This is a genomic window from Streptococcus parasanguinis ATCC 15912 (genome assembly GCF_000164675.2).
Lineage (GTDB): Bacteria > Bacillota > Bacilli > Lactobacillales > Streptococcaceae > Streptococcus > Streptococcus parasanguinis.
In genome coordinates this window covers 1977055-2002371 of sequence record NC_015678.1, presented here as the reverse complement: position 1 = coordinate 2002371, position 25317 = coordinate 1977055, and the positions used below count along the sequence as shown (strand labels likewise).

At 36.5% G+C, this 25317-nt stretch carries 26 protein-coding genes and 1 pseudogene; 8 read left to right on the top strand and 19 right to left on the bottom strand.

Translation table 11 applies throughout. The annotated features are described in order from the left end of the window. Position 1 precedes the first annotated feature (1 nt). The 10 genes from dnaK to HMPREF0833_RS09355 form a co-directional block, all read right to left on the bottom strand. Positions 2 to 1825 carry a molecular chaperone DnaK gene (dnaK, locus tag HMPREF0833_RS09400; protein WP_013904674.1) on the bottom strand — a complete coding sequence of 608 codons (1824 nt, stop codon included), beginning with the start codon at positions 1823 to 1825 and terminating at the stop codon, positions 2 to 4. 371 nt (positions 1826 to 2196) lie between these two features. Beyond that, positions 2197 to 2721, bottom strand: a complete 525-nt coding sequence (gene grpE / locus HMPREF0833_RS09395) for a nucleotide exchange factor GrpE (protein WP_304364630.1) — start codon at positions 2719 to 2721, stop codon at positions 2197 to 2199. Between the two features lie 24 nt (positions 2722 to 2745). Further along, positions 2746 to 3780, bottom strand: a complete 1035-nt coding sequence (gene hrcA / locus HMPREF0833_RS09390) for a heat-inducible transcriptional repressor HrcA (protein ID WP_003004578.1) — start codon at positions 3778 to 3780, stop codon at positions 2746 to 2748. Positions 3781 to 3947: 167 nt separating this feature from the next. Further along, on the bottom strand, positions 3948 to 4721 hold the full coding sequence (locus HMPREF0833_RS09385; protein WP_013904672.1) for a M15 family metallopeptidase: 774 nt from the start codon (positions 4719 to 4721) through the stop codon (positions 3948 to 3950). After that, the gene (locus HMPREF0833_RS09380) at positions 4714 to 5412 is read right to left on the bottom strand and encodes a histidine phosphatase family protein (protein ID WP_013904671.1); all 699 of its coding nucleotides are present in this window, start codon (positions 5410 to 5412) and stop codon (positions 4714 to 4716) included. Before HMPREF0833_RS09380 ends, HMPREF0833_RS09385 begins: the two co-directional genes overlap by 8 nt. A 115-nt stretch (positions 5413 to 5527) precedes the next feature. Beyond that, positions 5528 to 6217 carry a histidine phosphatase family protein gene (locus HMPREF0833_RS09375; RefSeq protein ID WP_013904670.1) on the bottom strand — a complete coding sequence of 230 codons (690 nt, stop codon included), beginning with the start codon at positions 6215 to 6217 and terminating at the stop codon, positions 5528 to 5530. 82 nt (positions 6218 to 6299) lie between these two features. Continuing rightward, complete coding sequence (locus HMPREF0833_RS09370; RefSeq protein WP_013904669.1) at positions 6300 to 7637, bottom strand: PFL family protein; 1338 nt, start codon at positions 7635 to 7637, stop codon at positions 6300 to 6302. An 18-nt stretch (positions 7638 to 7655) separates the two neighbouring features. Further along, entirely contained in the window at positions 7656 to 7922 is a 267-nt protein-coding gene (locus HMPREF0833_RS09365; protein ID WP_003004214.1) for an ACT domain-containing protein, read from the bottom strand. Between the two features lie 283 nt (positions 7923 to 8205). After that, positions 8206 to 9327, bottom strand: a complete 1122-nt coding sequence (locus HMPREF0833_RS09360; protein ID WP_013904668.1) for a VanZ family protein — start codon at positions 9325 to 9327, stop codon at positions 8206 to 8208. 144 nt (positions 9328 to 9471) lie between these two features. Next, on the bottom strand, positions 9472 to 10062 hold the full coding sequence (locus tag HMPREF0833_RS09355; RefSeq protein WP_041818443.1) for a rhomboid family intramembrane serine protease: 591 nt from the start codon (positions 10060 to 10062) through the stop codon (positions 9472 to 9474). 327 nt (positions 10063 to 10389) lie between these two features. On the opposite strand from HMPREF0833_RS09355, the gene HMPREF0833_RS09350 reads away from it, so the two are divergent. Continuing rightward, on the top strand, positions 10390 to 10593 hold the full coding sequence (locus HMPREF0833_RS09350) for a CsbD family protein (protein WP_013904666.1): 204 nt from the start codon (positions 10390 to 10392) through the stop codon (positions 10591 to 10593). A gap of 281 nt (positions 10594 to 10874) precedes the next feature. On the opposite strand, the gene HMPREF0833_RS09345 is transcribed toward HMPREF0833_RS09350, so the two are convergent. Genes HMPREF0833_RS09345 through HMPREF0833_RS09330 form a run of 4 tightly spaced genes read right to left on the bottom strand, consistent with a single transcriptional unit; the run spans position 10875 to position 12349 of the window. Continuing rightward, positions 10875 to 11576, bottom strand: coding sequence for a DUF3169 family protein (locus HMPREF0833_RS09345; RefSeq protein ID WP_013904665.1), 702 nt, complete (start codon positions 11574 to 11576; stop codon positions 10875 to 10877). A gap of 14 nt (positions 11577 to 11590) precedes the next feature. Then, positions 11591 to 11941 (bottom strand): PspC domain-containing protein, encoded by a 351-nt coding sequence (locus HMPREF0833_RS09340; RefSeq protein WP_013904664.1) that lies wholly within the window; start codon positions 11939 to 11941, stop codon positions 11591 to 11593. Between the two features lie 13 nt (positions 11942 to 11954). Continuing rightward, positions 11955 to 12143, bottom strand: coding sequence for a hypothetical protein (locus HMPREF0833_RS09335; RefSeq protein WP_013904663.1), 189 nt, complete (start codon positions 12141 to 12143; stop codon positions 11955 to 11957). Continuing rightward, the gene (locus HMPREF0833_RS09330; protein ID WP_031576108.1) at positions 12140 to 12349 is read right to left on the bottom strand and encodes a helix-turn-helix transcriptional regulator; all 210 of its coding nucleotides are present in this window, start codon (positions 12347 to 12349) and stop codon (positions 12140 to 12142) included. Before HMPREF0833_RS09330 ends, HMPREF0833_RS09335 begins: the two co-directional genes overlap by 4 nt. Positions 12350 to 13297: 948 nt before the next feature. Here HMPREF0833_RS09330 and HMPREF0833_RS09325 point away from each other — a divergent pair. Both HMPREF0833_RS09325 and HMPREF0833_RS09320 read left to right on the top strand, forming a co-directional pair. Next, positions 13298 to 13486 (top strand): hypothetical protein, encoded by a 189-nt coding sequence (locus HMPREF0833_RS09325; protein ID WP_000171299.1) that lies wholly within the window; start codon positions 13298 to 13300, stop codon positions 13484 to 13486. Next, on the top strand, positions 13479 to 14090 hold the full coding sequence (locus tag HMPREF0833_RS09320) for a Fic/DOC family protein (RefSeq protein WP_013904661.1): 612 nt from the start codon (positions 13479 to 13481) through the stop codon (positions 14088 to 14090). The genes HMPREF0833_RS09325 and HMPREF0833_RS09320 overlap by 8 nt, the downstream gene beginning before the upstream one ends. A gap of 205 nt (positions 14091 to 14295) precedes the next feature. On the opposite strand, the gene HMPREF0833_RS09315 is transcribed toward HMPREF0833_RS09320, so the two are convergent. Further along, entirely contained in the window at positions 14296 to 15144 is an 849-nt protein-coding gene (locus HMPREF0833_RS09315) for a helix-turn-helix domain-containing protein (protein ID WP_013904660.1), read from the bottom strand. A gap of 364 nt (positions 15145 to 15508) precedes the next feature. Between HMPREF0833_RS09315 and HMPREF0833_RS09310 the strand changes: the two genes are divergently transcribed. The 4 genes from HMPREF0833_RS09310 to HMPREF0833_RS11115 all read left to right on the top strand — a co-directional run bounded on the left by HMPREF0833_RS09310 (position 15509) and on the right by HMPREF0833_RS11115 (position 19084). Beyond that, positions 15509 to 15805 (top strand): lactococcin 972 family bacteriocin, encoded by a 297-nt coding sequence (locus HMPREF0833_RS09310; RefSeq protein ID WP_013904659.1) that lies wholly within the window; start codon positions 15509 to 15511, stop codon positions 15803 to 15805. Between the two features lie 66 nt (positions 15806 to 15871). Next, complete coding sequence (locus tag HMPREF0833_RS09305; protein ID WP_013904658.1) at positions 15872 to 17884, top strand: DUF1430 domain-containing protein; 2013 nt, start codon at positions 15872 to 15874, stop codon at positions 17882 to 17884. A 2-nt stretch (positions 17885 to 17886) separates the two neighbouring features. Further along, positions 17887 to 18522 (top strand): ABC transporter ATP-binding protein, encoded by a 636-nt coding sequence (locus HMPREF0833_RS09300; RefSeq protein WP_013904657.1) that lies wholly within the window; start codon positions 17887 to 17889, stop codon positions 18520 to 18522. 346 nt (positions 18523 to 18868) lie between these two features. Then, the gene (locus HMPREF0833_RS11115) at positions 18869 to 19084 is read left to right on the top strand and encodes a hypothetical protein (RefSeq protein ID WP_013904656.1); all 216 of its coding nucleotides are present in this window, start codon (positions 18869 to 18871) and stop codon (positions 19082 to 19084) included. A gap of 379 nt (positions 19085 to 19463) precedes the next feature. Here the strand turns inward: HMPREF0833_RS11115 and HMPREF0833_RS10865 are convergent. After that, positions 19464 to 19532 (bottom strand): annotated as a pseudogene (locus HMPREF0833_RS10865) (peptidylprolyl isomerase); the annotation flags it as partial. 1154 nt (positions 19533 to 20686) lie between these two features. Here HMPREF0833_RS10865 and HMPREF0833_RS09290 point away from each other — a divergent pair. Next, positions 20687 to 21550, top strand: coding sequence for a helix-turn-helix domain-containing protein (locus HMPREF0833_RS09290; RefSeq protein WP_041818440.1), 864 nt, complete (start codon positions 20687 to 20689; stop codon positions 21548 to 21550). 9 nt (positions 21551 to 21559) lie between these two features. Here HMPREF0833_RS09290 and HMPREF0833_RS09285 read toward each other — a convergent pair whose 3' ends face one another. From HMPREF0833_RS09285 to HMPREF0833_RS09275, 3 genes are all read right to left on the bottom strand, one after another. Further along, entirely contained in the window at positions 21560 to 23143 is a 1584-nt protein-coding gene (locus HMPREF0833_RS09285; protein WP_013904653.1) for an ATP-binding cassette domain-containing protein, read from the bottom strand. A gap of 512 nt (positions 23144 to 23655) precedes the next feature. After that, positions 23656 to 24342 carry an XRE family transcriptional regulator gene (locus HMPREF0833_RS09280; protein WP_013904652.1) on the bottom strand — a complete coding sequence of 229 codons (687 nt, stop codon included), beginning with the start codon at positions 24340 to 24342 and terminating at the stop codon, positions 23656 to 23658. Positions 24343 to 24350: 8 nt separating this feature from the next. Beyond that, a complete protein-coding gene (locus HMPREF0833_RS09275; RefSeq protein ID WP_013904651.1) occupies positions 24351 to 25208 on the bottom strand; it encodes an ImmA/IrrE family metallo-endopeptidase in 858 nt (285 codons plus the stop codon). Positions 25209 to 25317: the final 109 nt, after the last annotated feature.

The window sequence follows — 25317 nt, the reverse complement described above, 5'->3', positions numbered from 1 at the left end:
TTTATTTTTCCGTAAACTCTCCGTCTACGACGTCATCGCCTGCATTTCCTGTTGCTTGTGCGCCTTCTGCTCCTGCTTGAGCTTGTTGCGCTGCTGCAGCTTGTTCGTAGAGTTTAACAGCCAATGCTTGCGCTTTTTCGTTCAAGGCTTCAAGTTTCGCTTTCATTTCTTCAAGGTTACCTGATTCTTGAGCTTTCTTAAGATCATCAAGTCCTGCTTGAGCTGCGTCACGTTCTGCATCAAAGCCTTTGCCTTCAGTTTCTTTGATAGTCTTTTCAGTCGCAAAGATAGCTTGGTCTACTTCGTTACGAAGGTCAACTTCTTCTTTACGTTTCTTATCTGCTTCAGCGTTTGCTTCTGCGTCTTTCATCATGCGGTCGATTTCTTCGTCTGTCAAACCTGAGTTTGATTGGATAACAATGGTTTGTTCTTTTTGAGTTCCAAGATCTTTCGCTTTAACAGATACGATACCGTTCTTGTCGATGTCAAATGTAACTTCGATTTGTGGGATACCACGAGGTGCAGCTGGGATATCAGTCAATTGGAAGCGTCCAAGAGTCTTGTTATCTGCTGCCATTGGGCGTTCCCCTTGAAGAACGTGGATATCAACGGCTGGTTGGTTGTCTGCTGCAGTTGAGAAGACTTGTGATTTAGAAGTTGGAATTGTAGTGTTGCGGTCGATCAATTTTGTGAAGACTCCACCCATTGTTTCGATACCAAGTGACAATGGCGTTACGTCAAGAAGGACAACGTCTTTCACGTCACCAGTGATCACACCACCTTGGATCGCAGCACCCATAGCCACTACTTCGTCAGGGTTCACTGATTTGTTTGGTTCTTTACCAGTTTCAGCTTTAACAGCTTCTACAACGGCAGGGATACGAGTTGAACCACCGACAAGGATCACTTCGTCGATATCTGACAAGCTCAAACCTGCATCTGAAAGGGCTTGACGAACTGGAGTTTTCGTACGTTCTACAAGGTCACGAGTCAAATCGTCGAATTTCGCACGAGTCAAGGTCATTTCCAAGTGAAGAGGTCCAGCAGCGCCTGCAGTGATGAATGGCAAGCTGATTTGTGTTGAAGTCACACCAGAAAGGTCTTTCTTCGCTTTTTCAGCTGCGTCTTTCAAACGTTGAAGCGCCATCTTGTCTGTTGACAAGTCGATACCATTTTCTTTCTTGAATTCTTCAACCATGTAGTCGATGATTTTTTGGTCAAAGTCGTCACCACCGAGTTTATTATCCCCTGCAGTTGCCAATACATCAAAGACACCATCACCCAATTCAAGGATAGATACGTCGAATGTACCACCACCAAGGTCGAATACCAAGATTTTTTCTTCTTTATCAGTCTTATCCAAACCGTAAGCAAGAGCTGCTGCAGTTGGTTCGTTGACAATACGTTCTACTTCAAGACCAGCGATTTTACCAGCGTCTTTAGTTGCTTGACGTTGTGCATCGTTGAAGTAAGCTGGAACTGTGATAACAGCTTTGGTTACTTTTTCACCAAGGTAATCTTCAGCATAACCTTTCAAGTATTGAAGAATCATAGCTGAGATTTCTTGTGGTGTGTACTCTTTACCGTTTGCAGAAACTTTTTCAGAAGTCCCCATCTTAGATTTGATAGAGATGATGGTATCTGGGTTTGTGACTGCTTGACGTTTTGCAGCATCACCAACGATGATTTCACCGTTTTTGAATGACACAACAGATGGAGTTGTGCGGTTACCTTCTGGGTTTGCGATAATTTTTGATTCAGTTCCTTCAAGAACTGCTACTGCTGAGTTTGTTGTACCTAAGTCAATACCGATAATTTTAGACATATGTTTTTCTCCTTAAGTTTTTTCTTCTTTTTTCTTCTTTTTTCTTCTTTTTTCTTTTTGATACTCTTCTTAAGTGGCGACGCCGTCAGAGCTTGACTTCGTCAATCTCTTTGACTAAACTTTGAGCCTAAGGTCTCAAAGTTTGCGAACATATCGCCACGGCGAAGAGTATCGCCTTTGGTTCACTTCGCTCACTATTGGCAAAGCCGATCCAATGTTAATCTTTCTTTCATAGTTTAGTGTCGTTTCGGACAAGGTAGCCTAGTTGAACACGCCCTAAGCTCTGGGTAAAAAAGATAGATTTCCTTATGTTCATCGAACACTTCGTCAATCTCCTATTTTTACTGTGAGCTTTTTACGGGCTTTGTATCCTAGTTATATACTACTACCATGGCTGGGCGAAGGATGCGGTCATGGAGTTTGTAGCCTTTTTGGAAGACTTGTGCGATAGTGTCTGCTGGATGTTCGTCATCAGCTGGGACTGTTTGGATGGCCATATGGTAGTTATGGTCAAAGGCTCCGTCCGCTGGAATTTCTTCAATTCCTTCTTCTTTCAGAGCATGTACCAAACTTTCTTGGACCATTTCCAAGCCCTTCTTCACATCATCTGTCAATCCTTCTACGGCAAGGGCACGTTCGAGGTTGTCTAGTGATGGTAAGATCGCTTTTGCCAAATCTTGGCTACGGTATTTTTGTAATTGTTGACGTTCTTCATTGGCACGGCGCTGAATGTTTTGCATTTCTGCATGAGCACGAAGGTACTTGTTTTCAAATTCCTCGGCACGCGCTTGTGCTTCTTCTAACTCAGAAGGTTGGTTGGACTCCTCTACAACTTCTTCAGTTGTTTGGGCAACTTCCTCTTCTTTCACGTCTTCTTTTTTGATATCTTCTGTCAAGGCATACACCCCTTTCATTTGGTCTTAATTTACTTCATAATGGTTGCTGTTGAGGTAACGGTAGTAATCCGTCAACTTCATGACCAGTACTCGGCCGATGACATTGACCAGGCTAATCACACGCCTGTAATCCATCTCTACAGGACCGATCACATGCATGAGGGCCATCCCACGATAAGGAACCAGGAACTTGTGACTAATGACCGTCACATTTTTCAAGGCCTTCTCTTGGGATTCTGCAACCAGGATCTGGGTCATTTGGTCTTCTGGCATTCCCCCTCGTAACTCCAAGGCTACATGTTGGGGATTATCTAAGAACTGATAGGTCTGAAGATCGGCGTAGGTTAATGATGAAACCTTTCCTTCTACAAAGACCAGTTCTTGAAACAGTTGCGAGAAGACGTAATCAAAGAGATCCAGCACATTGTCTGTCGTCTTGAAATAGCGCTGTACAATCTGTGGAATCTCTGTCCGCAGGCGGTAGTGGATATCCAAGACTGTATTTCCAATGAAGCGTTCTTGAACCAGCTGGTGGAAGATTTCCAAATCACTGGTTAAGAAATTCTTTGGAATGGCAAACTGGACGGTGACGGGCTTTGATTCATCCAAGGTTAGAACCGCTAAGGCATCGTGATTGGATAATGGAACAATCTCAAAACCAGTCAAGCGCTGTCTTGTCGGCTCAACATCCTGAATCACTGCGGTGTAGCCCGTCATCTGGGCTAGTAACTTGGCCGTAGCATCCAAGATATCGTCTAACTTAAAGGCTTCGAAATCGAAGGCTTTCACCACCTGGTAAACATCTTGCTCATCAATCAACTCTAGATCAAGCGAGTTCTGAACAAAATATTGAAAACCAGCTCGGCTAGGCATGCGGCCACTCGAAGTGTGGGCCTTTTCTAGTAAGCCTTGTTTTTCGAGGGCAGCCATGTCGTTTCGAATAGTCGCACTACTGGATTGAATCACATCTTGTAGGGCTTTTGAACCGACTGGTTCGTGGGTCTTGGTAAAGATATCGACAACAAGATTAAGAATCTCATTTTGACGTTCTGTAACCATGACCTCACCTCTCTTTCATTTTTAGCACTCTAAACGTTCAAGTGCTAAACCATGATTCTATTATACACCCATCCAAAAGAAAGTCAAGAGAAAAATCCAAAAAATTAGCACTCTTTTTTCAAGAGTGCTAAAAATCATTCTTAAGACCTAGAGAAGTGAATCCCCTCCTATTTTCCAGCCTTTTTCAATAGTTGAATATATTCTTCCAATACTAGCTGATGGTTGGCCATATACTGGGCATTTTCTACGCCAACATAACGGAAATGCCAATTCTCAAAATTCACACCCGTGATGTTGCTCTTCCCATCTGGGTAGCGAAGCACAAAGCCATATTGCGGTGCGATGGCAGCCAGCTGCATGCCCAACTCATCACTTTGACCAGCTTCAACACTCATATCAATCGCAAGCCCCGTCTGGTGCTCACTAGCACCAGGGACCTGCACCTGAGTCTGTACCTGCTTTTCAGCTTCTTCGTGCGAAAGACCGCTAGCCTCTAGTTGCGCAACACGCTCATTATAGAGCTCGGTTTGTTCGGCCACACTTCGATAGCCTGATATCAAGGTTTCTTCTGGGGCAATTTTTCGAGCTGCTTCTAAAAATTGACGAGTCGGTTCTACAATCCGACTATCCACTTTGATAGCATCCACATCTGTCAATTGTGGTTTCAGCTCAGGCTTCACATTGTCACGATTGACCAAGATCAACTGCCAGTCTTTTGTCGAAACGGCTGGTAAATCTGATTTTTCTTTCTTTTTCTTAGAAGAAGAGGGAGTCGTTACAGCTGTTTTTTTAGCCTTCCAAAACTGAAGCCCTGAAAACAAGCTTGGCTTCGCTAAGTAAGCGCCAATTCCTGATCCAAGGACCACAAGAAGAAAAAAACTCAATAGGTAAGGCCACCATTTTTTCCGTTTTTTACGTGCCCGTTTGTATTTTTTACTCATAGTTTCCCTCTAGAAGTTTTGCTCCAACCTTACGATAGGACATATCCCCAATCTTTTCAATACTGAAAGCACCATCTTCATAAGCCAAAACCGTCACGCTTCCGTTGTCCAAGACCAATTCTTCGACCGCTTTTGGATCGATGAGATAAATCAAGGTCGTAATGGTCATGCCGTGGCTGACCACAATAGCATTGCCACCGCCAGCTGCTTCTACCTCTTTTGCGATGGCTTCAAATCCTTCTTTGATCCGACTACTCAAGGTTCCCCAGGATTCAGCCCAACCAGTGGTATCCACTTCAACGATCCCTTCTGCTAACTCCATCAAACTCAACTGATGGAAATCATCGACCTTAAAGACACGGGGTAAAACCCCCATGAAGAGATCGCCATCATAAGCACCGTCAAAACTACCAAAACACCATTCACGGATCCGTTTGTCATAACGATAAGGGATTTTTCCTGTCAGACCGAGCTCTCGAAGAATAATTCCCATGGTTTGAATGGTGCGTCCAGAATCACTCGAAACAGCCTCTTCAAAAGAAAGACCTGCTTCCTTGAGACCGAGACCTAATTCTCGAATTCCTCGCTCTCCTGCTTCTGTCAGTGGAGTGTCTGACCATCCTTGCGCCCGTCCGATGGTATTAAACATGGTTTTTCCATGCCGAGCAATATATAATCTGGTTTTTGTCATTGTATTACCTCCGTAGCATCCCTTTCATTATATCATTTTTTGCAAAAAGAAAGTAGGAAAGCTCTTACAAAAAGAAGCCAGAACAGTAAGCCCAGCAACTTTATACTATTTGTAATTACTTTTCCAAAATCTTCTCTCCGACTTCACGATAGCTGATGTCTCCGATAGTTTTGACCTCAAACTGACCATTCTCATATTCTAATAGAGTTATGCTACCATTTTGAACACCTGGATTCAGTTTGGTTGCTGGATGCAACAGACAAACCAAAGCTCCAATAGTCATACTATGACTAACTACAAGGGCATTGCCTCCGCCATTACCCTCTACTTCTTTTGCGATCGCCTCAAAACCTTCTAGGATCCGTTCTTTCAAAACCTCCCAAGGCTCTGCCCAACCTGCAGTATCTACCTGGTAAATTCCATTCGCTAACTCTTCAAGTGTTAACTTCTTATAATCTTCAACGTCCAATACGCGTGGGACAACACCATGAAAGAGCTCGCCACCATAAGCCCCATCAAAGCTTCCAAAGCACCATTCACGGATCCGTTTATCAAAGCGGTAAGGAATTTGGTCTTTCAATTCCAATTCGTCTAGAACAATTCCCATGGTTTGGATGGCGCGACCTGAGTCACTAGAATACGCTCGAGCAAACTCTAAACCAGACTCACGCAAGCCGATTCCTAGAGCCTGAATCCCTCGTTCTCCTTCTGCGGTCAAAGGCGTATCTGACCATCCCTGAGCTCGACCGATTGTATTAAACATTGTTTTTCCATGACGAATAATAAATAATCTTGTTTTAGCCATCTTGTCTCCTTTTACAAGAAAAAAGTCTGAATTTCCTTATCTCAGACTTTTCCATTCTTGTTTCTATTATACTAGATTTCTCTTAGTTTTTAAAGCTATGAACCGGAGCTGGAATTTGACCACCACGGGCAATGAAATCAGCTGAGGAAGCTTTGTTAACCTTCATAACTGGAGCTGATCCAAGAAGCCCTCCGAGCTCTAACATATCGCCTTCTTCGCCATAAGGAATAATCCGGACTGCTGTCGTTTTTTGGTTAATGACCCCGATAGCTGCTTCATCCGCAATCATGGCTGCAATGGTTGTTGCTGGTGTATCTGCTGGGATGGCAATCATATCAAGACCAACTGAACAGATAGCGGTCATGGCTTCCAATTTTTCTAGGTTGATATGTCCTGATTGGACCGCCGCAATCATCCCCTCGTCTTCTGAGACCGGAATAAAAGCACCTGACAAACCACCGACTTGGTTACAAGCCATGATTCCACCTTTTTTCACTTGGTCATTGAGAAGAGCTAGGGCTGCTGTTGTCCCGTGGGTTCCTACCACTTCAAGCCCCATCGCTTCAAGGACACGGGCTACAGAGTCTCCAATAGCTGGTGTTGGAGCAAGGGACAAGTCAACAATTCCAAACTCAACACCGAGACGTTCACTAGCCATTTGACCAACTAATTGTCCGACACGGGTGATTTTGAAAGCTGTCTTCTTGACCGTTTCAGCCAATACATCAAAGCTAGCGCCTGGAACTTTTTCGATCGCCCGTTGGACGACACCAGGTCCTGAAACCCCAACGTTAATGACAACATCCGCTTCACCGACACCGTGGAAGGCTCCTGCCATAAATGGATTATCTTCTACTGCATTGGCAAAAACTACGAGCTTACCAGGCCCCATTGGATCTGCTTGAGATGCTTCTTTAATAACACGGCCCATGTCTCGGACAGCGGTCATATTGATCCCTGTCTTGGTCGATCCGATATTGACTGAAGAGCAGACAAAATCAGTCTCTGCAAGGGCGCGAGGAATAGAATTGATAAGGATTTCATCCCCTTTTTGGTAGCCTTTTTGAACCAGAGCTGAGAAGCCACCAATAAAGTTGACCCCAACTTCTTTGGCCGCACGATCTAGTGCCTTGGCAAAAGGTACATAATCTGTCGCATCTGTTGCGGCTCCGATAATGGATATCGGAGTGACCGAAACCCGTTTATTTACGATAGGGATCCCAAGTTCTGCCGCAATCTCATCCCCCACAGCCACTAAGTCTTTGGCCTTTGTCACAATCTTATTGTAGACTTTTTCCGCTGCCTTTTCGATATCCGGATCAATACAATCGAGAAGCGAAATCCCCATGGTGATGGTCCGAACATCGAAGTTCTGCTCTTCAATCATGGCAATGGTTTCTGTTACCTGTTTAATGTCCATAAATTCTCAACCCCTATCTTACAAATTGTGCATGGCATCAAAAATCGCTGCGCTTTGGATATTGATTTTCACATGAAGAGACTGACCGAATTCTTCCAACTCTGAACGGAGCTGTGTGAAATCTTTTTTCTCATCTGACGATACGACCGCCATCATGGTAAAGTATTCATCCAATACGGTTTGAGAGATATCATCGATATTGAGTCCTAATTCTGCTACTTTCGTTGCAACACCCGCTACGATTCCTTTTTGGTCTTTACCAACGACTGTAATAATTGCTTTCATTTCACTGCTCCATTCTATCTATTTGCTTCCATTGTAGCACATTCCCCTTAAAATCGCCCTTCTCAACTGGGAACGTTCGTATATTTTTACGTGTATAAAACAATAAAGAGGCTGGGACAAAAGTCCTAGCCTCTCAATTGTTTTTGGATTGTCGAGCAAGACGCAGTGGTTGAGTGGGCTCTACTACGCTGATTTCATCAGCTTTTACAGCCCTACTCAACTGTGCGGAGGTGAGACGACGAACTCGAATTCTAACGAATTACCGATTTCTGTCCCACTCTCTCTATTTTGATGATTCGTTTTCATCCTTTAAGAGCTCTTTCTTCACGCGCACCGTACTCTCATACTCAGCTCCAGCTAAACGGTCAAAGGGAAAGCGACGATTGAGCAAGATGATGGCAAGGGTGAGGATCAGATACAATAAAAGCATAAAGAAGAGCAATAAAATCATGGACAGGGTTAAGAGGGAATTGTCCGTCAAATCGCTATTCAAGAGCGAAATCAAATAGAACAAGCTCTGAGGAATCAAGTAGAAATAACCTACTACTAGGATTCCCCGCCAGATGGTGCGAAGCCATTTTTGCTTGTCAAAATGCAAGCGGAATTTCAACAAAGCCATTCCCAAGGTTTTGCCCCGCCACAAGGGAATCAAGCCAAAATAGACAGCCAAAACCGCTACATAAGGAATCGTCTCTAAACGCTCGATTAGCGCGTAAAGCAAGGATAGCATCACAAAGTCGATCAAGAAGGCAAGACCCATCCGAAAACCAGATACTCTCGTTCCTACTCGGAAAGAATGCTCGTCAATTTCGTCTCGTGTCGGCAATAACCAAACCAGGAACCAACCAAGCACATAGCCCACTCCACCACCAGTGGTATTTTGAATAATATCATCGACATCTGCTAGGCGGTAAGGACCCGGATACATAAAATAGAGACCTGACAACTGGGTCAGCTCCAAAAAGAGACTAAAGAAGGCTGTCAGAAGAATCGTTTTCTTAAAACCACACTTGAAATAATAGCGCAGATACATCCCAAAAGGAATCAACATCAGGACATTAAAGGCAGGCACATAAAAAGTCGGATGCTTAAGGGCTTGAATCCAAGTACTAGTCTGCGCTAGATCAAAGGGGCTCTCCTTGAAAAAATCCACCACAAAAGCAAAGGGATGGAGATTGACCATTTCCGAGTAGCTAGTATGAATCTTACTTGGATCCGGCAGAGGCAAGATCACCAAGAGATAGACCGTCATCAAGTAAAGCATAAAAGAATAGAAAATCAGCACCCGCAATTTATTGACCGAACCATATTTGCGATAATTCAAAATCATGTAGGGCAAGGTCAGCAAAAATGCCAGGAAAGGAAAGAGCTGAACAGCCGTTTTAATAGTAGAGATATACCCCATTGCGTCTCCTTTTTTTCGTTATAAAATCACCCTTTGCACAATGACAAAAGGTGATTTCTTCATTGATATAGAATATTATACGGCCTGGTAGAGGAAGAGTCAAGGAAGTACGATGAAAACCTCACTAAGTAGCCGTCTTAATGGTTAGCTTCTCCCCTTCAAGACTTTACTTCCGATAAAGACCAATGGATAACTCACAATCCCTGAAAGATGCAATAGTGTTGAGATCCATCCGGTGATTGCTGGTAAGAGCATGAGGCCAGATAGAAAAATTAAGAATAGATAAAACAGTTTTACGGTGCGTGAAAATTCTTTCCACACGTTTGGCAGGATCATAATCCCTCCGGTTACAAAGGCGTATCCTACAGCAGAGATCCCTGTTGCCTGAATGTCTTGCCCCTGGGTTAAGAGGTGAAAAACGATGGAAGAAAGGACTGTCGCCGTCACAAAAACAATCAAGACTTGTCTGAAGCCTCTTTTTCTTTCTAGCAGTCCTCCGAAAGGAAGGATCATGAGTCCATTTAACAACAAATGGACCCATAAAAACCAGATAGGGGCTCCTTTACTACCGTGCATCAGGGTCCCACTGACATATTGCCAACCATAGACCGGCTTCGAATGAAAGGCCAATAGGTCATACATAGCATCCCCATTAAAGGAAGTCAATAGACCAAGCAACAAACAGATTAGAGCTAAAGTGCTGATAATAGGGTAGGTTGTGAGGATTCTTTTCATATTTATCTTCTCTTTTTCAAAAAACAGCGTTACGATGTTTCCATTCACGATTATTATACCATTTATTTCATTGGAGACAGAAAAAGTTTTTTGCTTCTTTCATTTCAAATCTTTGCTGTAAAAACGAAATATCGTGACTTATTAGTCGCTCACGATTTGCCTTCAGATCAAAAATCGATCCTGCTTTCAGAATACCGTAGCAAAAATTTGACTTTCAATTTTTAAAAGAATATACTCATTCTAATCTGAGACGAATATTTTTAATTTTTTTAAATCAACTGTATTGCATTCATAGAAATAAACGACCAACTTCATGGAGGTGACCCTATGTCATTAGAAGAAAAATTGAACCAAGCAAAAGGTTCTGTTAAAGAAGGATTCGGTAAATTAACCGGCGATAAAAAAACCGAAGCTGAAGGCACTGCTGAAAAAGTTGCTTCAAAAGCAAAAGAAGTTGCTGAAGATGCAAAAGAAGCTGTTGAAGGAGCTATCAAGGGCGTTAAAAATATCTTTCACAAAGACGACAACTAAGCCTTAACATCCTAGTCCCACTCTATTTTCTACAGTCGCATTTGACTGTGGAAGATGGGGTGGGTTTTTATTTGCTTCAAATTCAGTTATACAAAAAGAACACCCCGAAGGGTGCTCATTGTAATGATTAGCATTCTTTTAAAAGAACGTTTACTAAAGCTACTTTACAAACTTTTTAGAATTTTATGTTTAGCTCTATCTTGGAATGAAATTTATTTTGATTGATTCATTCCTTTCAACATCGTCACCTACATTTGCGACACGATTCATAGAAATCCCTGTTATTTAAAGTAACGTTTTGTTTTTCTTAATTGTGCAATATTGATGTAGAGATGGATGACAGCAGTAATAAGGGCAGCAACTAACTGTACTTCTCCAAGAATAATGGATAGGGCAAACAAGATGATATAGACAGATGGTAAGATTAGCTGATTGAGTTTGAACAAGATTAAATAAGCCTCTTCCATTTCCGCTTGTTTCTCTCCCTCGTCATAGGTTTCTAGATAATCTAATACCTCTTTTGGTGTGGCTAAAATAGAAAGTTGGTAATTACGAATTTTGCTCGTTGTTTTGATGCAGAAACTTCCAACAAGAATGGTTAATACTGCTAAGAGAAAAGCTGATATCGGTAAATCGTGGCTAGGCAACACTGTAAGCAAGCTAAAAAGCATACTAACTTGCAAAACATTGTAAGCAACTGTCCCATAATCTAGAGAGCGATACATCTTGATATAAGCTAGCTCGTTTAATTCATCATCTTCTTCTGCTAGGTAGCTAGCATAAACTTTCCTACTATTCATGATAAAATAGAGAGCTACTATTGTCGATAGTATTCCCAGACAGAAAAAGATGGTCGTCAAAATAAACTGTACTTGCTCTTGAGAAATGTTTAAATGAAGATTCGTAAAGGCAACACCAAACATTCCGATTAAACCACCCAACAATAAACTTCCTAACAATAGTAATAAATGTTTCTTTTTCATTTTCTATCTTCTTTCTAAAATAAACCTAGCAGTCCTTGAACCAGAGCATGCCCAAACCCAAAAGTAGCCGTTAAAACTTGATCACCAAAACTATTCAGGAGAATGGCAACTAGATAGAAAAATAGAATCTTGTACCCTGATTTTTTGATGACTACTTCAAGAGATTCATTTCCCATCCAGCCAGCTAAAAAAGCATAACTTATCACTGTGAGAAGACTAATTTCTATCGAAGATAGAAAAAGCAAACAAGCCAGTGCACGAATCATCAGAGGGTCTATATTGAAATAATTAGCTATACCGGCACAAACCCCTGCAATTTCTTTGTGTTCGGTATCTACTTGAAAATCTGCCAAAAACTCTTTCATAATCTTACTCCTTTTATACTTTTTCTCTTTCTTTTACTTTCTTTTCTATCCGCTCAAATACTAAACTAAAAATCAAGCTACTCCAGAAAAAATAATTACTGTCTAAAATGTGAAACCATCCCAGCAAGGTCCCGATCATCATCGAAACATTTGCTACAAAGGCAATGATACAAAGATAATAAATTACTCTATATTTGTTCATGATTCTTCCTCCTCTAAGCGAAATACCGACTCTACTGGCTCATGAAATATCTGAGAGATTTTCAAGGCAATAATAATAGAGGGGGTATACTCATCACGCTCTAGCAAACTAATAGTCTGCCTCGATATACCTGCTAGCTTTGCAAGCTCGGTTTGGTTTAAACCATCACGAGCGCGAAGCTCTTTTAAACGATTTTTTAGCTTCATATTTACCATTGTCTATCAAATTCAACCACTTGGCTTAGATAGCCTAAAAACGGTAGAATTTGATCTTTCCTCCTTTGCTATTAAATAAGATAGTATTAACGATGCACACATAGTTCCTCCCTATCTAAGTTCTTATTTCTTTAACTTGATTACATTGTAACATATCTTTTTATTTTTGACAATGATATTAGTCAAAAATATCATTATTTTTGTCATTTTGTAAACAATTTAAGTCAAGTTGCTCATTCTGATTCAAAATGGCTTAGAGCATTTCTCTAAACAGTGACAATATGAAGGCTTAACATCACAAAAGGTATAAGGTGAATTTTAGGGTGAACTTTGTATTTTTGAAACAAAAAAGACATCCAAGAGAGTTCTCTTGAATGTCTGTAAACGTTGATATAATCGTATTGATTAACGTTTTGAGAATTGTGAAGCTTTACGTGCTTTCTTAAGACCTGGTTGGGGCACCACTTATTTTATCCAATTTCAAAATGCTTTAAAATCAACATTTTCATAAGTTTCTAAGAATTAAAATTTCAATTAATTTCAATCACTTTCATTTAAATAAGGTAAACTTTCATTAAAAATAAGATAAAATCGAACCAGAATATCAAAAGTTTACCTTATTTGGTTTTTACAGAAGTGAAGTAGGGGTTCAATACGAATCAATACAGAAGAAAAACGCTGATTTCAAGCGTTTTTTCTTTTTGCCAAATGCGATATATTGCACTGTATTTCAATTCAAACTCTACCTTTTTCTCTACCTTTTTTCTTAAGACCTGGTTTGGAAAGTATGGGTTTCAGTTGGACTAAAAACAGGGGAATATTTTTAGTTCTGTAAGTATTAATCTATACGCTTACATATATCTTTTGGTCTCTATCCTTTTAGGTAAAAATACCGATTTTATGGTATAATAAAGATAACGTTATACAAGGAAGTGTGCCATGACTCTTGATGTAAATAAAGAAGAATTAACAATTTTAGGGATTCCCTTTGATAACTTTTCAGATTTCGATACCGTCTGGTATGCTATTGGGTCATCAATGATTGAAAATTATGAACCTACTGTTCAAGATGTGATTGATTTAAAAACTTATGTTATCAACAAACGAAAGGAATTGAATATTGGTTAAAAATCAATACGAAGGCTATGAGTATATTGACCCCAATCACCAATATACCTATCCAAATTCCACAGTCTTAATCAATAAACAAAATGTTACAAATATTGAAGAAGCCTACCGAAATGAACACTTATTCGTTACTAAAAGACTTGCAGATTTGCGCTTGAAAGCCATTAAAGTCTATTCCATGAGTAATATTTTAGCCATTCATAACTATTTGTTTCAAGATGTTTATGCTTGGTCAGGACAATATCGCAAGGTGAATATCTCTAAAAGTGGTAATCCTTTTATGTCGATACAGTCGTTTAATGCTGCGGAAACTTATATAAATCATCTCATTCATTCCTATCATCAAACTGCCAACTCAAGAGATGAAATCATTAAACATTTAGCAAAAATTCTTGATAATCTTAATTATTTCCATCCCTTTCGAGAAGGTAATGGACGAACTCAACGGGAAGTTATTCGTTCCTTAGCACTATCAAAAGGGTATTCTGCACAAATACGAGTGGAACAAGATGATGAAATTTACAACCTTTATATGGACGGAACTGTCTATGGAGAATTATGGAAATTAGAAAAATTATTTGATAAAATATTAAAAGAAATATAGGTTGTAATACTTGATAATTACAGAAGAAAAAAATTTATTAAGCTAAAAGCCATTGAAACGTTGATTTCAAAGGCTTTTTTCTTTTTGCCAAATGCGAACTATTGTACTGTATTTCAATTCAAACTCTAGCTTTTTAAGATGGCAAAACATTCATCGTTATCCATCGAAGAAACTTTGCCTTTTTCTACGATTCTTAATTAGAAACTCATTCCTTGAAAAAACGATTCACATCTGACCTACATGCTTCCAACAACGTTATTTCATCAGTTAATTCGAGTAACTGCAAGCCTTCATCAACTAGCTTTTTATCACTTAAACAAATTCCAAGTGTCACTTTAGCATTTCCTAGAAAATCATATCGCTTACTTTTTTTGGCCGTATCTAACAATAGATAACTGATACTCGTACACTTCTCCATCAAACCATTCCACAGAAAAATGCTAGCTAAATTTGAGAGTAATTTATACTTGGTGGGAAGAATCTCTGTATAATCAGAGTAATCATTGAGCCTATCTATCACTTCATCACAGATAGAAATCACTGTTTCTAGTGGAAGTGTAAATAAAATAACGACAATTAATTTTAGGTCACTATGATACCAGACATCCTGATTTTTGATTTCGTTCCAAGCTTCCGTTGCCATCATTCTTACCTTTTCATTTGGACCAGATTCTCGTAAACAAAGAATGACCTCTACTCTCTTTAGTATATTTAACACAGGAATATCATTAGGATGTTTTTTTAAATAAGCTACACTCTTATTCTTCAGTTCCAATAATTTATCATTTGATTGGTAGGCATTGTTATCTTCCGCTAATAAGATAATTTCTTCCCTATCGGAGTGGTGGTAAGAATGGCATATATATCGAAATTCTTCGAAATCTAAGCCAACTTGCTTTAGAAGATGCTCCATCGACTCAAAACTCGGTACCACTTGGTTCGATTCAATACGTGATAAATGCGCTCTTGAAATGTAACCCTGGCAAACTTCCTCTTGACTAATATGTTTTGATTTCCGTATTTTTTTATAGATCGTACCGTAATCCCAACGCATAAAAACTCCACCTCTAATTATGTGTATATATGTGACATTTTTACATTTCGATATGTGTTTAGTATATCATATATATAAAGAAAGAGGTGAAAAACATGAAAAAAATCACTATTTATTTATTTTTTGTAGCATCACTCCCACTCTTTAACTTGTTAGACATTTGGAGATGGTGGGGATTTCATTAATAGAAATGAGATTAGAATTGTAAGATAATATCTAATTTTATCATAAATATTTTTGATAGCCCTTATGTATAAATTGTTGAGAATTTCATGGATAGTAATATGAAAGGAGGTCCCAGATTAAGTAATCTAAAACAAATAAGTTATTAAATTATAAATATAGGTTTAGGAGGTATTTAATAATGAAATTTTATAAGATATTTTTAACTTCTTTAACTATTGTTATTAGTTGTTGTTTAATTTGTCCGGTTTTTGCAGATTGGGTTTCTGGTGGTGTATGGAGTTATGGTGCTAATCACGATCCAAATAACTGGGGTGCATTTTCAAATTATTACCATGATTACCAATATCACTGGTCAAGCGTAACTCGTGCAAGAGATAGTAAATCAAAATATGGTACCGCTCCTGCTCATCAGACCTCAAAAGCTTTTATAAATACAAATTTGGGTGAAGTAGCATATTTTAATTACGGATTTTAAAAAAATTCATAGCTCATAGAAAAGATTATATTACTATCCATGAAAGTTTTAGAAAGTGAGTAAAGTATGAAGCGCTTCTTTGTTATCCTTTCAAATATCTTTATAACAAGTTTTCTACTTTGGATTTGTTTTTCAACCTCAAATCTGGTTATTCACAATAGTTTTCCAGCTATTGGTATTCTTTCCCAGAACAAAGAGGTATCAAAAGATCAGGTAAAATACAGTTTAGATCAATTAGCAAATGAAACAGACAGTGTGATTGGTCAACAAATTGAAAAAATAGATGATAAAGGTAAGGTTCATTTTTCCTATGCAATATATGGATCTGGCCATATCCCAAATGGCCTTGTTAAAGCTAGTAAAGAAGATTTTTACAATAGTAGCTTATTTGTCAATTATTATATTTTATCTGGAAATCTCACTCTAGATAGATTAAATCATGAACTTCAATCATTGGGTTTCACAGAAACATTTGTTTCATATCCAAATATTTTTCTTAGCTTATTTACGTTTATGGGAAATGGTACTCAATTACTCATTTTGGTCATTTTTCTACTAACTTTTATAGCCTTAATGATTATTCAAAAAACCAAGGAAATGCGAACAGTTGGGATTCGATATATTTCTGGATTGCACCTAACTCAGATTTTTGGAAACTCAATGATTAGTGATTGTGGAGATTTACTTTTAGGGGTAATTACAGGGATTTTTCTTGGAATCTGTGGTGTAAGTCTATTCCATATCACACCATTTTCTATTCCAGTTATTTTTTCAGCTAGCATAACTTATAATTTGTTACTTTTGTTCCTTTCTATACTCTTTAGCTTTCTTTATGTTTTAAGTATTAAAGCGGTACATTTGGTTTCTTTACTCAAAGGAAAGTTACCTTTGAAACAGATTATGGGTATTCTTTACTTGGGGCAATTGGTCGCTTTTCTTTTAATAGTACTTACCATTCATAGAACAAGTATCTATTCAACTATTTGGCAATTGCATCAGTCTGGAGATACAGCATGGTCAAATCAAAAAGATTGGGTATTGCTTTCAACAAATAGGGAGTTTGGGTCAGAGATTAGAAATCAGGATAGTAGAAAAATGTTGGAAGAACAATGGAAAAACTTCATAGAAACTGGCATTCAGAATGGAGGAATGCTTGTTCAGCATCCATTTGCATCATTCGATCTAAAAGGTCTGTCTTCACATCCCTTAACGGGAGAAAAAATGTCGATAAATGACTACAATCCGTATGCTAATAGCTTATATGTGACTCCTAATTATTTAGATGTTCAGAATGTAGAATTAAATGAAGAAGATAAGAAGAGCATTAATAGCCTTGGAGAAGGAGAATTTGGACTACTATTGCCTGAAAAATTAAAAGATCAAGAAGATAAATTGCGTCAAATTTATGAAGATTTCCTAGCGATTCGAAACGATAAGGAAAATAAAATTCAACAGGCTATGAAAGCTCGTGTTTTCTATATTTCAAACAATAAGAAGCGTTTCGTATATAATTCTACACCAATCTCATATCAACAATTTCTAAGTGATCCTATACTTATTGTCCTTAAACCAAGCTCTTTTGGAAAAAATCAAAATGCTTTCTTCACTTATCCATCTGATTATCTGTATTTTAAAGGTTTGGATGCCACTAAAAAACTAGTTGAACAAGGTGGAATAAAGAGATATATCAGTCAGTATGATCTTGCCTATTATGTTTATCGTGGTATGAGTCACAACATTCAAGTTGAAATATTGACAATCATTGCTGGTGGTTTTCTCGGTATTGCTACCTCAATTCTACTCTTTAATACAATGACAATCCTCTACTTTGAAGAATTTCGTAAAACTATTCTTATTAAGAAAATATCAGGATTAAATTTTTTTGAGTTACACCAGAAATTTTTTATCTGGCAAATAGTTATCTTCATTTTGGGAGGGGCTATTGGTCTTTTGCTAACAAATAAACTTTGGGTAGTCTTTCTAACCTCTTGCGTCTTTGGTTTGAATTCTATTTTAATACTAATGCATCGTTCTCGTAAGGAAGATAGGATGGCTAGTATTATATTGAAAGGAGCATAGAAATGATTAAAATCCATCAACTAACAAAAACCTTTGGGGACCGGACGGTATTTAGTGATTTGAACTTAAATTTTGATGCAGGTAAAGTCTATGCTCTTATCGGAAATAGTGGTTGTGGCAAAACAACCTTACTAAATATGGTAGCCAAGCTAGAACCTTATGATCAGGGGAGTATTCAATATAAAGGGAAAGATTTACGAAAGATTAAACCAACAAACTATTTCAGAAATGAACTAGGTTATCTCTTCCAGAATTTTGGACTAATCGATAATAATACTGTTTCAGAAAATTTAGATTTGGGATTAATTGGTCATAAATTAGACAAACAAAAAAAGAGAGAGACTAAAGAAGAAGTATTAGATAGAGTAGGACTATCTTATATTCAACTAGATCAAAAAGTATATGAGCTTTCGGGAGGAGAAGCACAACGTGTAGCCTTGGCAAAGATCATTTTAAAAGATCCTCCTCTAATTTTGGCAGATGAATTAACTGCCGCTCTTGATCCTGAGACCTCACAGGAGATTATGGACTTACTCCTAACATTAAAAAATAAGGAACGTCTGATCATTATTGCAACACATAATCCAACCATTTGGAAACAAGCTGATCAAGTGGTAAGCCTAAAAAATAGTCAATGAAGAATAGGGTAATAGCACAGATTTTCATTACGTTACATATTCATTTCCTGACAAAACATCCCGAAAGTTAAGTGCACCCAAATAGTTAGATTAATAATTTATCCAAAGGATTTAGTTCTGTATTGCACAGGACTGAGTCCTTTTCTACTATTTGTATAGAAGTGTATACATTTTTAATCTATAGTCGTAGAGATTTAGTAAAACTATAGCCAAATATAGATCTTTTTCTATAATTTACTAATGTCTGTTATAATGGACATTGTTTGAAATTTCCATTATAACAGACATTGATACAGTTTTGTAACATTATTTTGGTATAGTAATATTATAAAAGGAGGCGAGAAACATGAGAAAAATTGTTAGCATATTATTGTTGTCATTATCAATAATTACGTTAATTGCTTGCACTAAAAATAAGCAACAATCTCTGGATGGCGAATACTATTGGATATCAAGTGAAAGAAATGAATTGGCATTTACTATTAAAGGAGATAATGCTTCCATAGAGCATGGAGAAGCCAACAGCTTTACCATTAACAAAAAAAGAATACGATCGAATTAACTGGACAAAATATTGCAAGTCGAACAGAAGAATATTCATTTAAAGATGGGGTCTTTTCTGTTGATATTAGTGGAGTTAAGCACGACTACTATCTTAAAGATAGCGAAGAATATAATAACGCACTAAAACAATATGGATATAAATAACATCATTCACACCTATTTTCCCGAATAGGTGTTTTTTTGTGCTAAATAGATTCCTTCAAAAAACTTTTAAGCTTATTATTAACCGAAAGTCAAATCTATTTTTTGTTCAAATTTTGGTCAAAGAAACAAAATATACCATCCTATTTTAAAAAACCGAATTGTGATGATTGCCGATAAACAAACACTTTGATTTTTCTTTTTATTTCTTTATTCTTCTTATCATGCAAGATTCAGAGAATAAAGCTAGTTGCAGCCACTGCTCCAACACTAATTAAGGCTTTAGTTTTGACTTTATTTAACATCTTAGACCTTCTTTCTAAAAAACTAGGTCAAGAATAACAAAAAAGATTTGTAAGTTTTATCACATCACAACGAAAGGTAATTCCTACATTTCTGGCGCAAAATCGTACAGTTCAGAGAAAAAATTAAAACCAGCTGTCCTTGGGGTATAATAGACTTATTGGAAAAAATAAAGTGCCATACTGTACTATGCTATACTATAGTTAAGAAAACTATTTACGAAAAACCATGCAACTAACTCCTGAGAACTTTAAATTATTTATTAGTGTCAAAAAGGATACCTTCCCAACAAAGATATCCTGTCTAGATACAACTTATAAATCCAAACACTGTAAAGGAGGAGGCACAAAAACTTTAAGTCTAGAAAAACAGTTAATTCTGAACTTGCATTATTTATGCTATTAATCAACTCAACATCTTCTAGTTTTTTGATTTTGGTCTTGGACTAGTGAACATTAACATTCGTAGAATACACTCTTCATTCCTCAAGTCTATTTGACTTAGAAAACTTAAAATTAACAAGTGTCACTATAGCTATTGATGTCACAGAAAGTCCTATTTCAATGTCCTAAAAGAAACCAAAGTAAGAATTATCCTGGAAAAAGATATACACCATAAAGACACAATCATAATCGATTTAACGACACTTCGTGCCTGTCAATTAGTTTTTTGAGACGGTCATACACATGATTTTACTCTTTTTAAAGAAAGTATAGGTCAAGTTTGTCAGAGCAATTACTTGTTTTTGTTATTTAGATACTATGAATATTCATGAGATATCTTTTTTCCTTTAAAAAGTTCTAAAAAGCATGTATCGACTGTAGAGGATAAGAAGTTTAATAGAGATAGTTGTAATACGTATTAAAATTGAGCGTTTAAATGCTAAGTTTAAAACTTTTCAATTTGTGGAATCATCAACTGTGAGTTAAAATAATTTACAAACAGAGGCTTTCCAAAAAACTTGATATCATACTTTTTATTGTGGAAATATTTATTTCATTTTCTCCTAGTATTGAATTTTCACACACTCATTAATTTTATTGATATAATCCAATAATAATGATAATATCAAATAATAATAATAAAAAGATTTGATAGTATTTTTTCATAATCTGTCACGCTTTCTAATGATTTTTTATGGTAAATGGAGATAAATATGATTTTAGGTGAAACTTATAGGAAAATAAGAGAAGAAAAGGGAATTTCTATTTCTTCATTAGCAGGTGCTGAAATTTCAAAATCTCAAATATCTAGATTTGAATTAGGAGAAACAGAGATTTCTGTCTTTAAGTTATTGTATCTTCTTGAAAGAATAGGAGTAACACTAGAGGAATTTCTGCTTATCTGTAATCATTATCAACCTTCGGATTTTAATACCTTAATAGCTTCTGTTAAACAGGCCGCATATAATGAAGATTCTCAAGCATTACTAGATATGGTAGAGAAAGAAATAGAACTTTTTCATAGGACAAATTCTCATTACCATAAATTAAATGCTATTTTCATTGAAAGTATTGTTTCGGGAATGGATAAGAATCATCAATTGAGTCGTCAAGACGCCTCTTATCTTACAAACTATTTATTTTCTGTTGAAAACTGGGGTTATTACGAAACGCTCATCCTTGGAAATTGCTGTCGTGTTCTATCTCCAGATTTATTATTTAGATATGCCAAAGAGGCGCTCAAAAAAGGGAAGTTGTATAGCTCTATACCTAAAAATAGACAATCTCTCATTCAACTACTTCTCAATTCTTTGATTATAATGATTGAGAACGACTTATATGAGGAATCTTTATTTTTAAAACAGGCTACGAAGAATATATTAGCGGATTCCACAGATTTTTTTGAACAAACTATTTTGCTGTATTTAGATGGATATTTGGAACTGAAATTCTATCATAATCAAAAATCACTTTTAAAAATCGAAGAAGCTTTAAAAATTTTCGAACTCTTCAATAAAACAATCTACAAAAATTACAAAGAATACTTTGAGAAACACATCATTCATTTAGTAGACTAGGCCATTTATCTATAGGGTAATAACGTGATCAAACTCTTCCAATATTTCTGGATTTTGATCATGAGTAATGACAATAACAATTGCATCTTTAATGGATAGAATGTAGTCCATCATTGCTTTGGCTTTTATTGGATCAAGGTTGCTTGTAGGTTCGTCAAAAATATATACAGAATATGGTTTGGCTAAAAACCTAGCTAAATCAATTCGTTGCTTTTCTCCTTCTGAAATGGTTTGATTTGATTGAGATAGACTCTTATTAAGGAAGTCTTCATTAAATCCTAAGGCTTTTCTTAATTTTTCAGTTAAATAAAGGTTTCTGGACAGTTTGATATTCTCTAGGATATTTCCTTCAATCAGAAAATCATTTTTTTGCACAAATGCAATATCTTTATATAACTCCTCTGAGGGAATATCAATATTCTGTTTTCCGTTGATTTTTATTTCCCCATCATAAAGATTTTTGGAATAATAGTTTAGTATTAATTTTACTAAAGTTGTTTTCCCAGCTCCTGAAGCACCTATAATCGCATAGCGTTTGCCTTTTTTAAATTCATAGGAAAAATGATCAAATAATATTTTATTTTCAATTTCATAATGTAATTGGCTAATAGAAATGGTCGAAATGTTATCACAATCAATTGTCCTTGTTTTATGGAAAATTTCATGATTTGTCTCATATAAATTTTCTTGGATATTATCAATAATGGACTTGCTACTGCTGATTAAATTTTTATTGTAAAGAATAGATTGTAATGGAGCAAAAACACCGTTTAATAATTGAATACTTGCTACTAGTAATCCAATAGTCAGTAAGTTATTTCTTACAAAAAAGATACCAGCAACCATACAGGATAGTTGAGAGCCAAAACTTAGTAAAATTCCAGTAGTTGAAGCTAAGTCTTTTAAGAATTGATATGTTTTTCTGGACTCTTCAAATTCTAAACTGATTTCCTGAATTTTTTCTTGGGTCCAGCTTTGAATATTTAATAACTTAATTTGTTCAAAACCATTAATAAAGTTTGTCATTTTTGACAAATAGTGATTATTTTGTAGAGAATAATTATTTGTTGATTTAGTCATTAACTTTCCAGGAATTTGTGATAGAAAAATCGTTAGACTCGACAATAAAAGAAAGACTAATGCTAATCGCCATTCTATATAAATAATAGCAACCACACTCATGATAAGGCTCCCTAAATTTGCAATTAGAGAGATTTTAGGGATTAATAAATTTTCTTGAATAAGGTCACTGTTTTTGGTGATATTATTTAAGAAATCTGAATGGTTACGGTTGTCAATTTGGTTAAATTCACGCGATAAATAATGTAATAAGAGACGCCTTTTTAGATCTAAAATAACTTTTTTTACATATTGGTTTTTAAGATAGGAATAGGAACAAGAAATCAAGAACCACAGTAAAATCGAACTTACACAAATAGTGATATGAAAGAGTAATCCACTATTTGAATTAGATATACTATCAAGTATTCTTCCTAATTGGAGAGAGAAGAATGTCATTAAAAGAGCACTTGTCAGACTTAATAAAATAAGCAAGAAATATAGTAATTTATATTGTTTCATAATCTGGTTCATATCTTACTCCTTAAGTAACTCTGATGAGAGTATTATAATCCAAATATGAAAATCAGAAACAAACCTCCCGTATTTGGGACGCACTGAATAGTTTACACTAAGTATAAAAAAATTATAAAATAATTATTTTTTAAAATAAGAGGAGAACTCATATTTTTATTTATACTCAATGAAAATCAAAGAGCAAACTAGTAAACTAGCCGCAGGTTGCTAAAAACACTGTTTTGAGGTTGAAATGGAACTGACGTAGTCAGTATCCTAAATTAGAACGACTGGAATTGGGCTAAAAATTTCAAAACAAATTGTTGATTTGCATCAGGGCTCTATTTCGTTTGCTAGTGTCCAAAATGAATTCTTTGAAAGTATCATTTCACTTCCGATTTTCAACATTACCAATTAGATAAAAAAATGGAGAAGAACCATTAGAGTCTTCTCCATTTTATTCATCTTTTCTTCCACTTATACCCTGTCTAGAAAAAATAATACACTATTATTATTTTACATTAACAATATCACTGTTCAACAGGTAAGAAATTCCCTACAATAATCCCTACAATTCTAGGATCTTCATCATACGAAAGAAAAATATCTCGATATTTTGGATTGATAGAAACTAACCGTAAGCCCTGTTCTTCCTGATAAACTCTTTTAATGTATGTCTGATTGTTGCAGACTACGGCATAAACTGCACCATCATAATCAAATCCTGTCTCACGAATGAGAGCCACAGAACCATTTTGATATTTGGGTTCCATTGAGTCACCAGAAATCCATGAGGCGAAATCGTGGGCTAGTTCTTCATCAAAATAGACAGTATCATAGTTTTGATCGTTATACACCGATGAACCGATACCAGCAGACATTTGTTCGTAAACATGGTATTCGTATAGTTTTTCTGACATTGAAACAATGTTCTTACATTTTTCTTTTTGAACTAGGCCTCTGACATAACTAAGTGCATTATTCTTACCTTCATCCGATAAAGTATTATATAGTCGGACGATTTCGATCTCTGTAAAAAAACCTTTCGGTACGTTTAGAATCTGCTCTAGTTGTTGCACTTTTTCTCTAGATGGTTGTTTTACTCCACGTTCCCATGCGGAATAGGCTTGATAGCTGACTCCCAACTGATCAGCAATATCCTTTTGTGTTAATTTCAATTCTTTCCTACGAATTTTTAGTTTTTCTGGTTGATACATCACTTACCTCACATGACTAATAATTCTAAATTCGCCTTTCTCCTTGCTTCTGTTTCAGATAACTTTTCACTATCCCACACGTAGGCTAAAGATTTTCCCTTATTGTAAACAAGCCACACCTTGAATTTCTTTACCGCTCTAATTTCGTCCCACCTAGTCTGGTCAAGTAATTCTGGTAGTTCTTGACTCGTCACGAAATTGGTTTGTTTCAATCTCTTTTTTAGCCGTGCTATAAGCGAGGGTTGATATTGATTGAACTCTTCAATCAATATTTCTTTGAGTTGATGAAAGAAATGGTGAAGTGAGGCGTTTTGACCGTCAAGGTATTCATCTACTGCCTGTTTGATGGCTGATTCAGTATCCACTTGGTAAACTCTCAATAAGTCAATCAGTCGGAAATAAAGTGCCTGCTTTGAAACTTCTAGATCCTCTTTGACTTTTTGAAATGAATCACAAGAGTAGTAAATCTTGGATAGTAGAACAATATCAGGCATGAGAACGATAGCTGAAAATATATTAGCTTCTCGCTCTAGAATAGATTCCTGATTATCCACTGACTCTGTAAAATAAGAACCATCGTGTTTCAAGATAAAGTGCCCTAATTCATGACACAAGGTAAAGTGACGCTTGCTTACAGGATTATCTTGTTCGTAGGAGAAACTCGTTCCTAGTTCATCAATAACCGTCAACCCTTCAATCTTATGGTTTGAAAAGTGATGAGGGATGACTTTAATCTGATTCATATCAATACAATGGTCAAAATAGTAGCGAAAGAGATAGTTCAGGGTTGAAATATCTTCCTCTTTCATAAAGGAATACAGGGCTTGTTTTGTTATTTTACTTACTCTTGAATACAATTCATCCAATGAATAGTACCTCCTTTAAGTCACTAGTTATAAACTAAACCAATTTGATTGAGTTGATTATACAAAAAAAGTGGACGTTTGTCCACTCTTCAACCCAAAAAAAATAATA

Excerpts from the sequence above, each read along its gene's own strand:
- dnaK (WP_013904674.1), bottom strand. The coding sequence starts at position 1,825 with ATGTCTAAAATTATCGGTATTGACTTAGGTACAACAAACTCAGCAGTA.
- hrcA (WP_003004578.1), bottom strand. The coding sequence starts at position 3,780 with ATGGTTACAGAACGTCAAAATGAGATTCTTAATCTTGTTGTCGATATC.
- HMPREF0833_RS09385 (WP_013904672.1), bottom strand. The coding sequence starts at position 4,721 with ATGAGTAAAAAATACAAACGGGCACGTAAAAAACGGAAAAAATGGTGG.
- HMPREF0833_RS09380 (WP_013904671.1), bottom strand. The coding sequence starts at position 5,412 with ATGACAAAAACCAGATTATATATTGCTCGGCATGGAAAAACCATGTTT.
- HMPREF0833_RS09375 (WP_013904670.1), bottom strand. The coding sequence starts at position 6,217 with ATGGCTAAAACAAGATTATTTATTATTCGTCATGGAAAAACAATGTTT.
- HMPREF0833_RS09370 (WP_013904669.1), bottom strand. The coding sequence starts at position 7,637 with ATGGACATTAAACAGGTAACAGAAACCATTGCCATGATTGAAGAGCAG.
- HMPREF0833_RS09365 (WP_003004214.1), bottom strand. The coding sequence starts at position 7,922 with ATGAAAGCAATTATTACAGTCGTTGGTAAAGACCAAAAAGGAATCGTA.
- HMPREF0833_RS09360 (WP_013904668.1), bottom strand. The coding sequence starts at position 9,327 with ATGGGGTATATCTCTACTATTAAAACGGCTGTTCAGCTCTTTCCTTTC.
- HMPREF0833_RS09355 (WP_041818443.1), bottom strand. The coding sequence starts at position 10,062 with ATGAAAAGAATCCTCACAACCTACCCTATTATCAGCACTTTAGCTCTA.
- HMPREF0833_RS09350 (WP_013904666.1), top strand. The coding sequence starts at position 10,390 with ATGTCATTAGAAGAAAAATTGAACCAAGCAAAAGGTTCTGTTAAAGAA.
- HMPREF0833_RS09345 (WP_013904665.1), bottom strand. The coding sequence starts at position 11,576 with ATGAAAAAGAAACATTTATTACTATTGTTAGGAAGTTTATTGTTGGGT.
- HMPREF0833_RS09340 (WP_013904664.1), bottom strand. The coding sequence starts at position 11,941 with ATGAAAGAGTTTTTGGCAGATTTTCAAGTAGATACCGAACACAAAGAA.
- HMPREF0833_RS09335 (WP_013904663.1), bottom strand. The coding sequence starts at position 12,143 with ATGAACAAATATAGAGTAATTTATTATCTTTGTATCATTGCCTTTGTA.
- HMPREF0833_RS09330 (WP_031576108.1), bottom strand. The coding sequence starts at position 12,349 with ATGAAGCTAAAAAATCGTTTAAAAGAGCTTCGCGCTCGTGATGGTTTA.
- HMPREF0833_RS09325 (WP_000171299.1), top strand. The coding sequence starts at position 13,298 with ATGACTCTTGATGTAAATAAAGAAGAATTAACAATTTTAGGGATTCCC.
- HMPREF0833_RS09315 (WP_013904660.1), bottom strand. The coding sequence starts at position 15,144 with ATGCGTTGGGATTACGGTACGATCTATAAAAAAATACGGAAATCAAAA.
- HMPREF0833_RS09310 (WP_013904659.1), top strand. The coding sequence starts at position 15,509 with ATGAAATTTTATAAGATATTTTTAACTTCTTTAACTATTGTTATTAGT.
- HMPREF0833_RS09305 (WP_013904658.1), top strand. The coding sequence starts at position 15,872 with ATGAAGCGCTTCTTTGTTATCCTTTCAAATATCTTTATAACAAGTTTT.
- HMPREF0833_RS09300 (WP_013904657.1), top strand. The coding sequence starts at position 17,887 with ATGATTAAAATCCATCAACTAACAAAAACCTTTGGGGACCGGACGGTA.
- HMPREF0833_RS11115 (WP_013904656.1), top strand. The coding sequence starts at position 18,869 with ATGAGAAAAATTGTTAGCATATTATTGTTGTCATTATCAATAATTACG.
- HMPREF0833_RS09290 (WP_041818440.1), top strand. The coding sequence starts at position 20,687 with ATGATTTTAGGTGAAACTTATAGGAAAATAAGAGAAGAAAAGGGAATT.
- HMPREF0833_RS09285 (WP_013904653.1), bottom strand. The coding sequence starts at position 23,143 with ATGAACCAGATTATGAAACAATATAAATTACTATATTTCTTGCTTATT.
- HMPREF0833_RS09280 (WP_013904652.1), bottom strand. The coding sequence starts at position 24,342 with ATGTATCAACCAGAAAAACTAAAAATTCGTAGGAAAGAATTGAAATTA.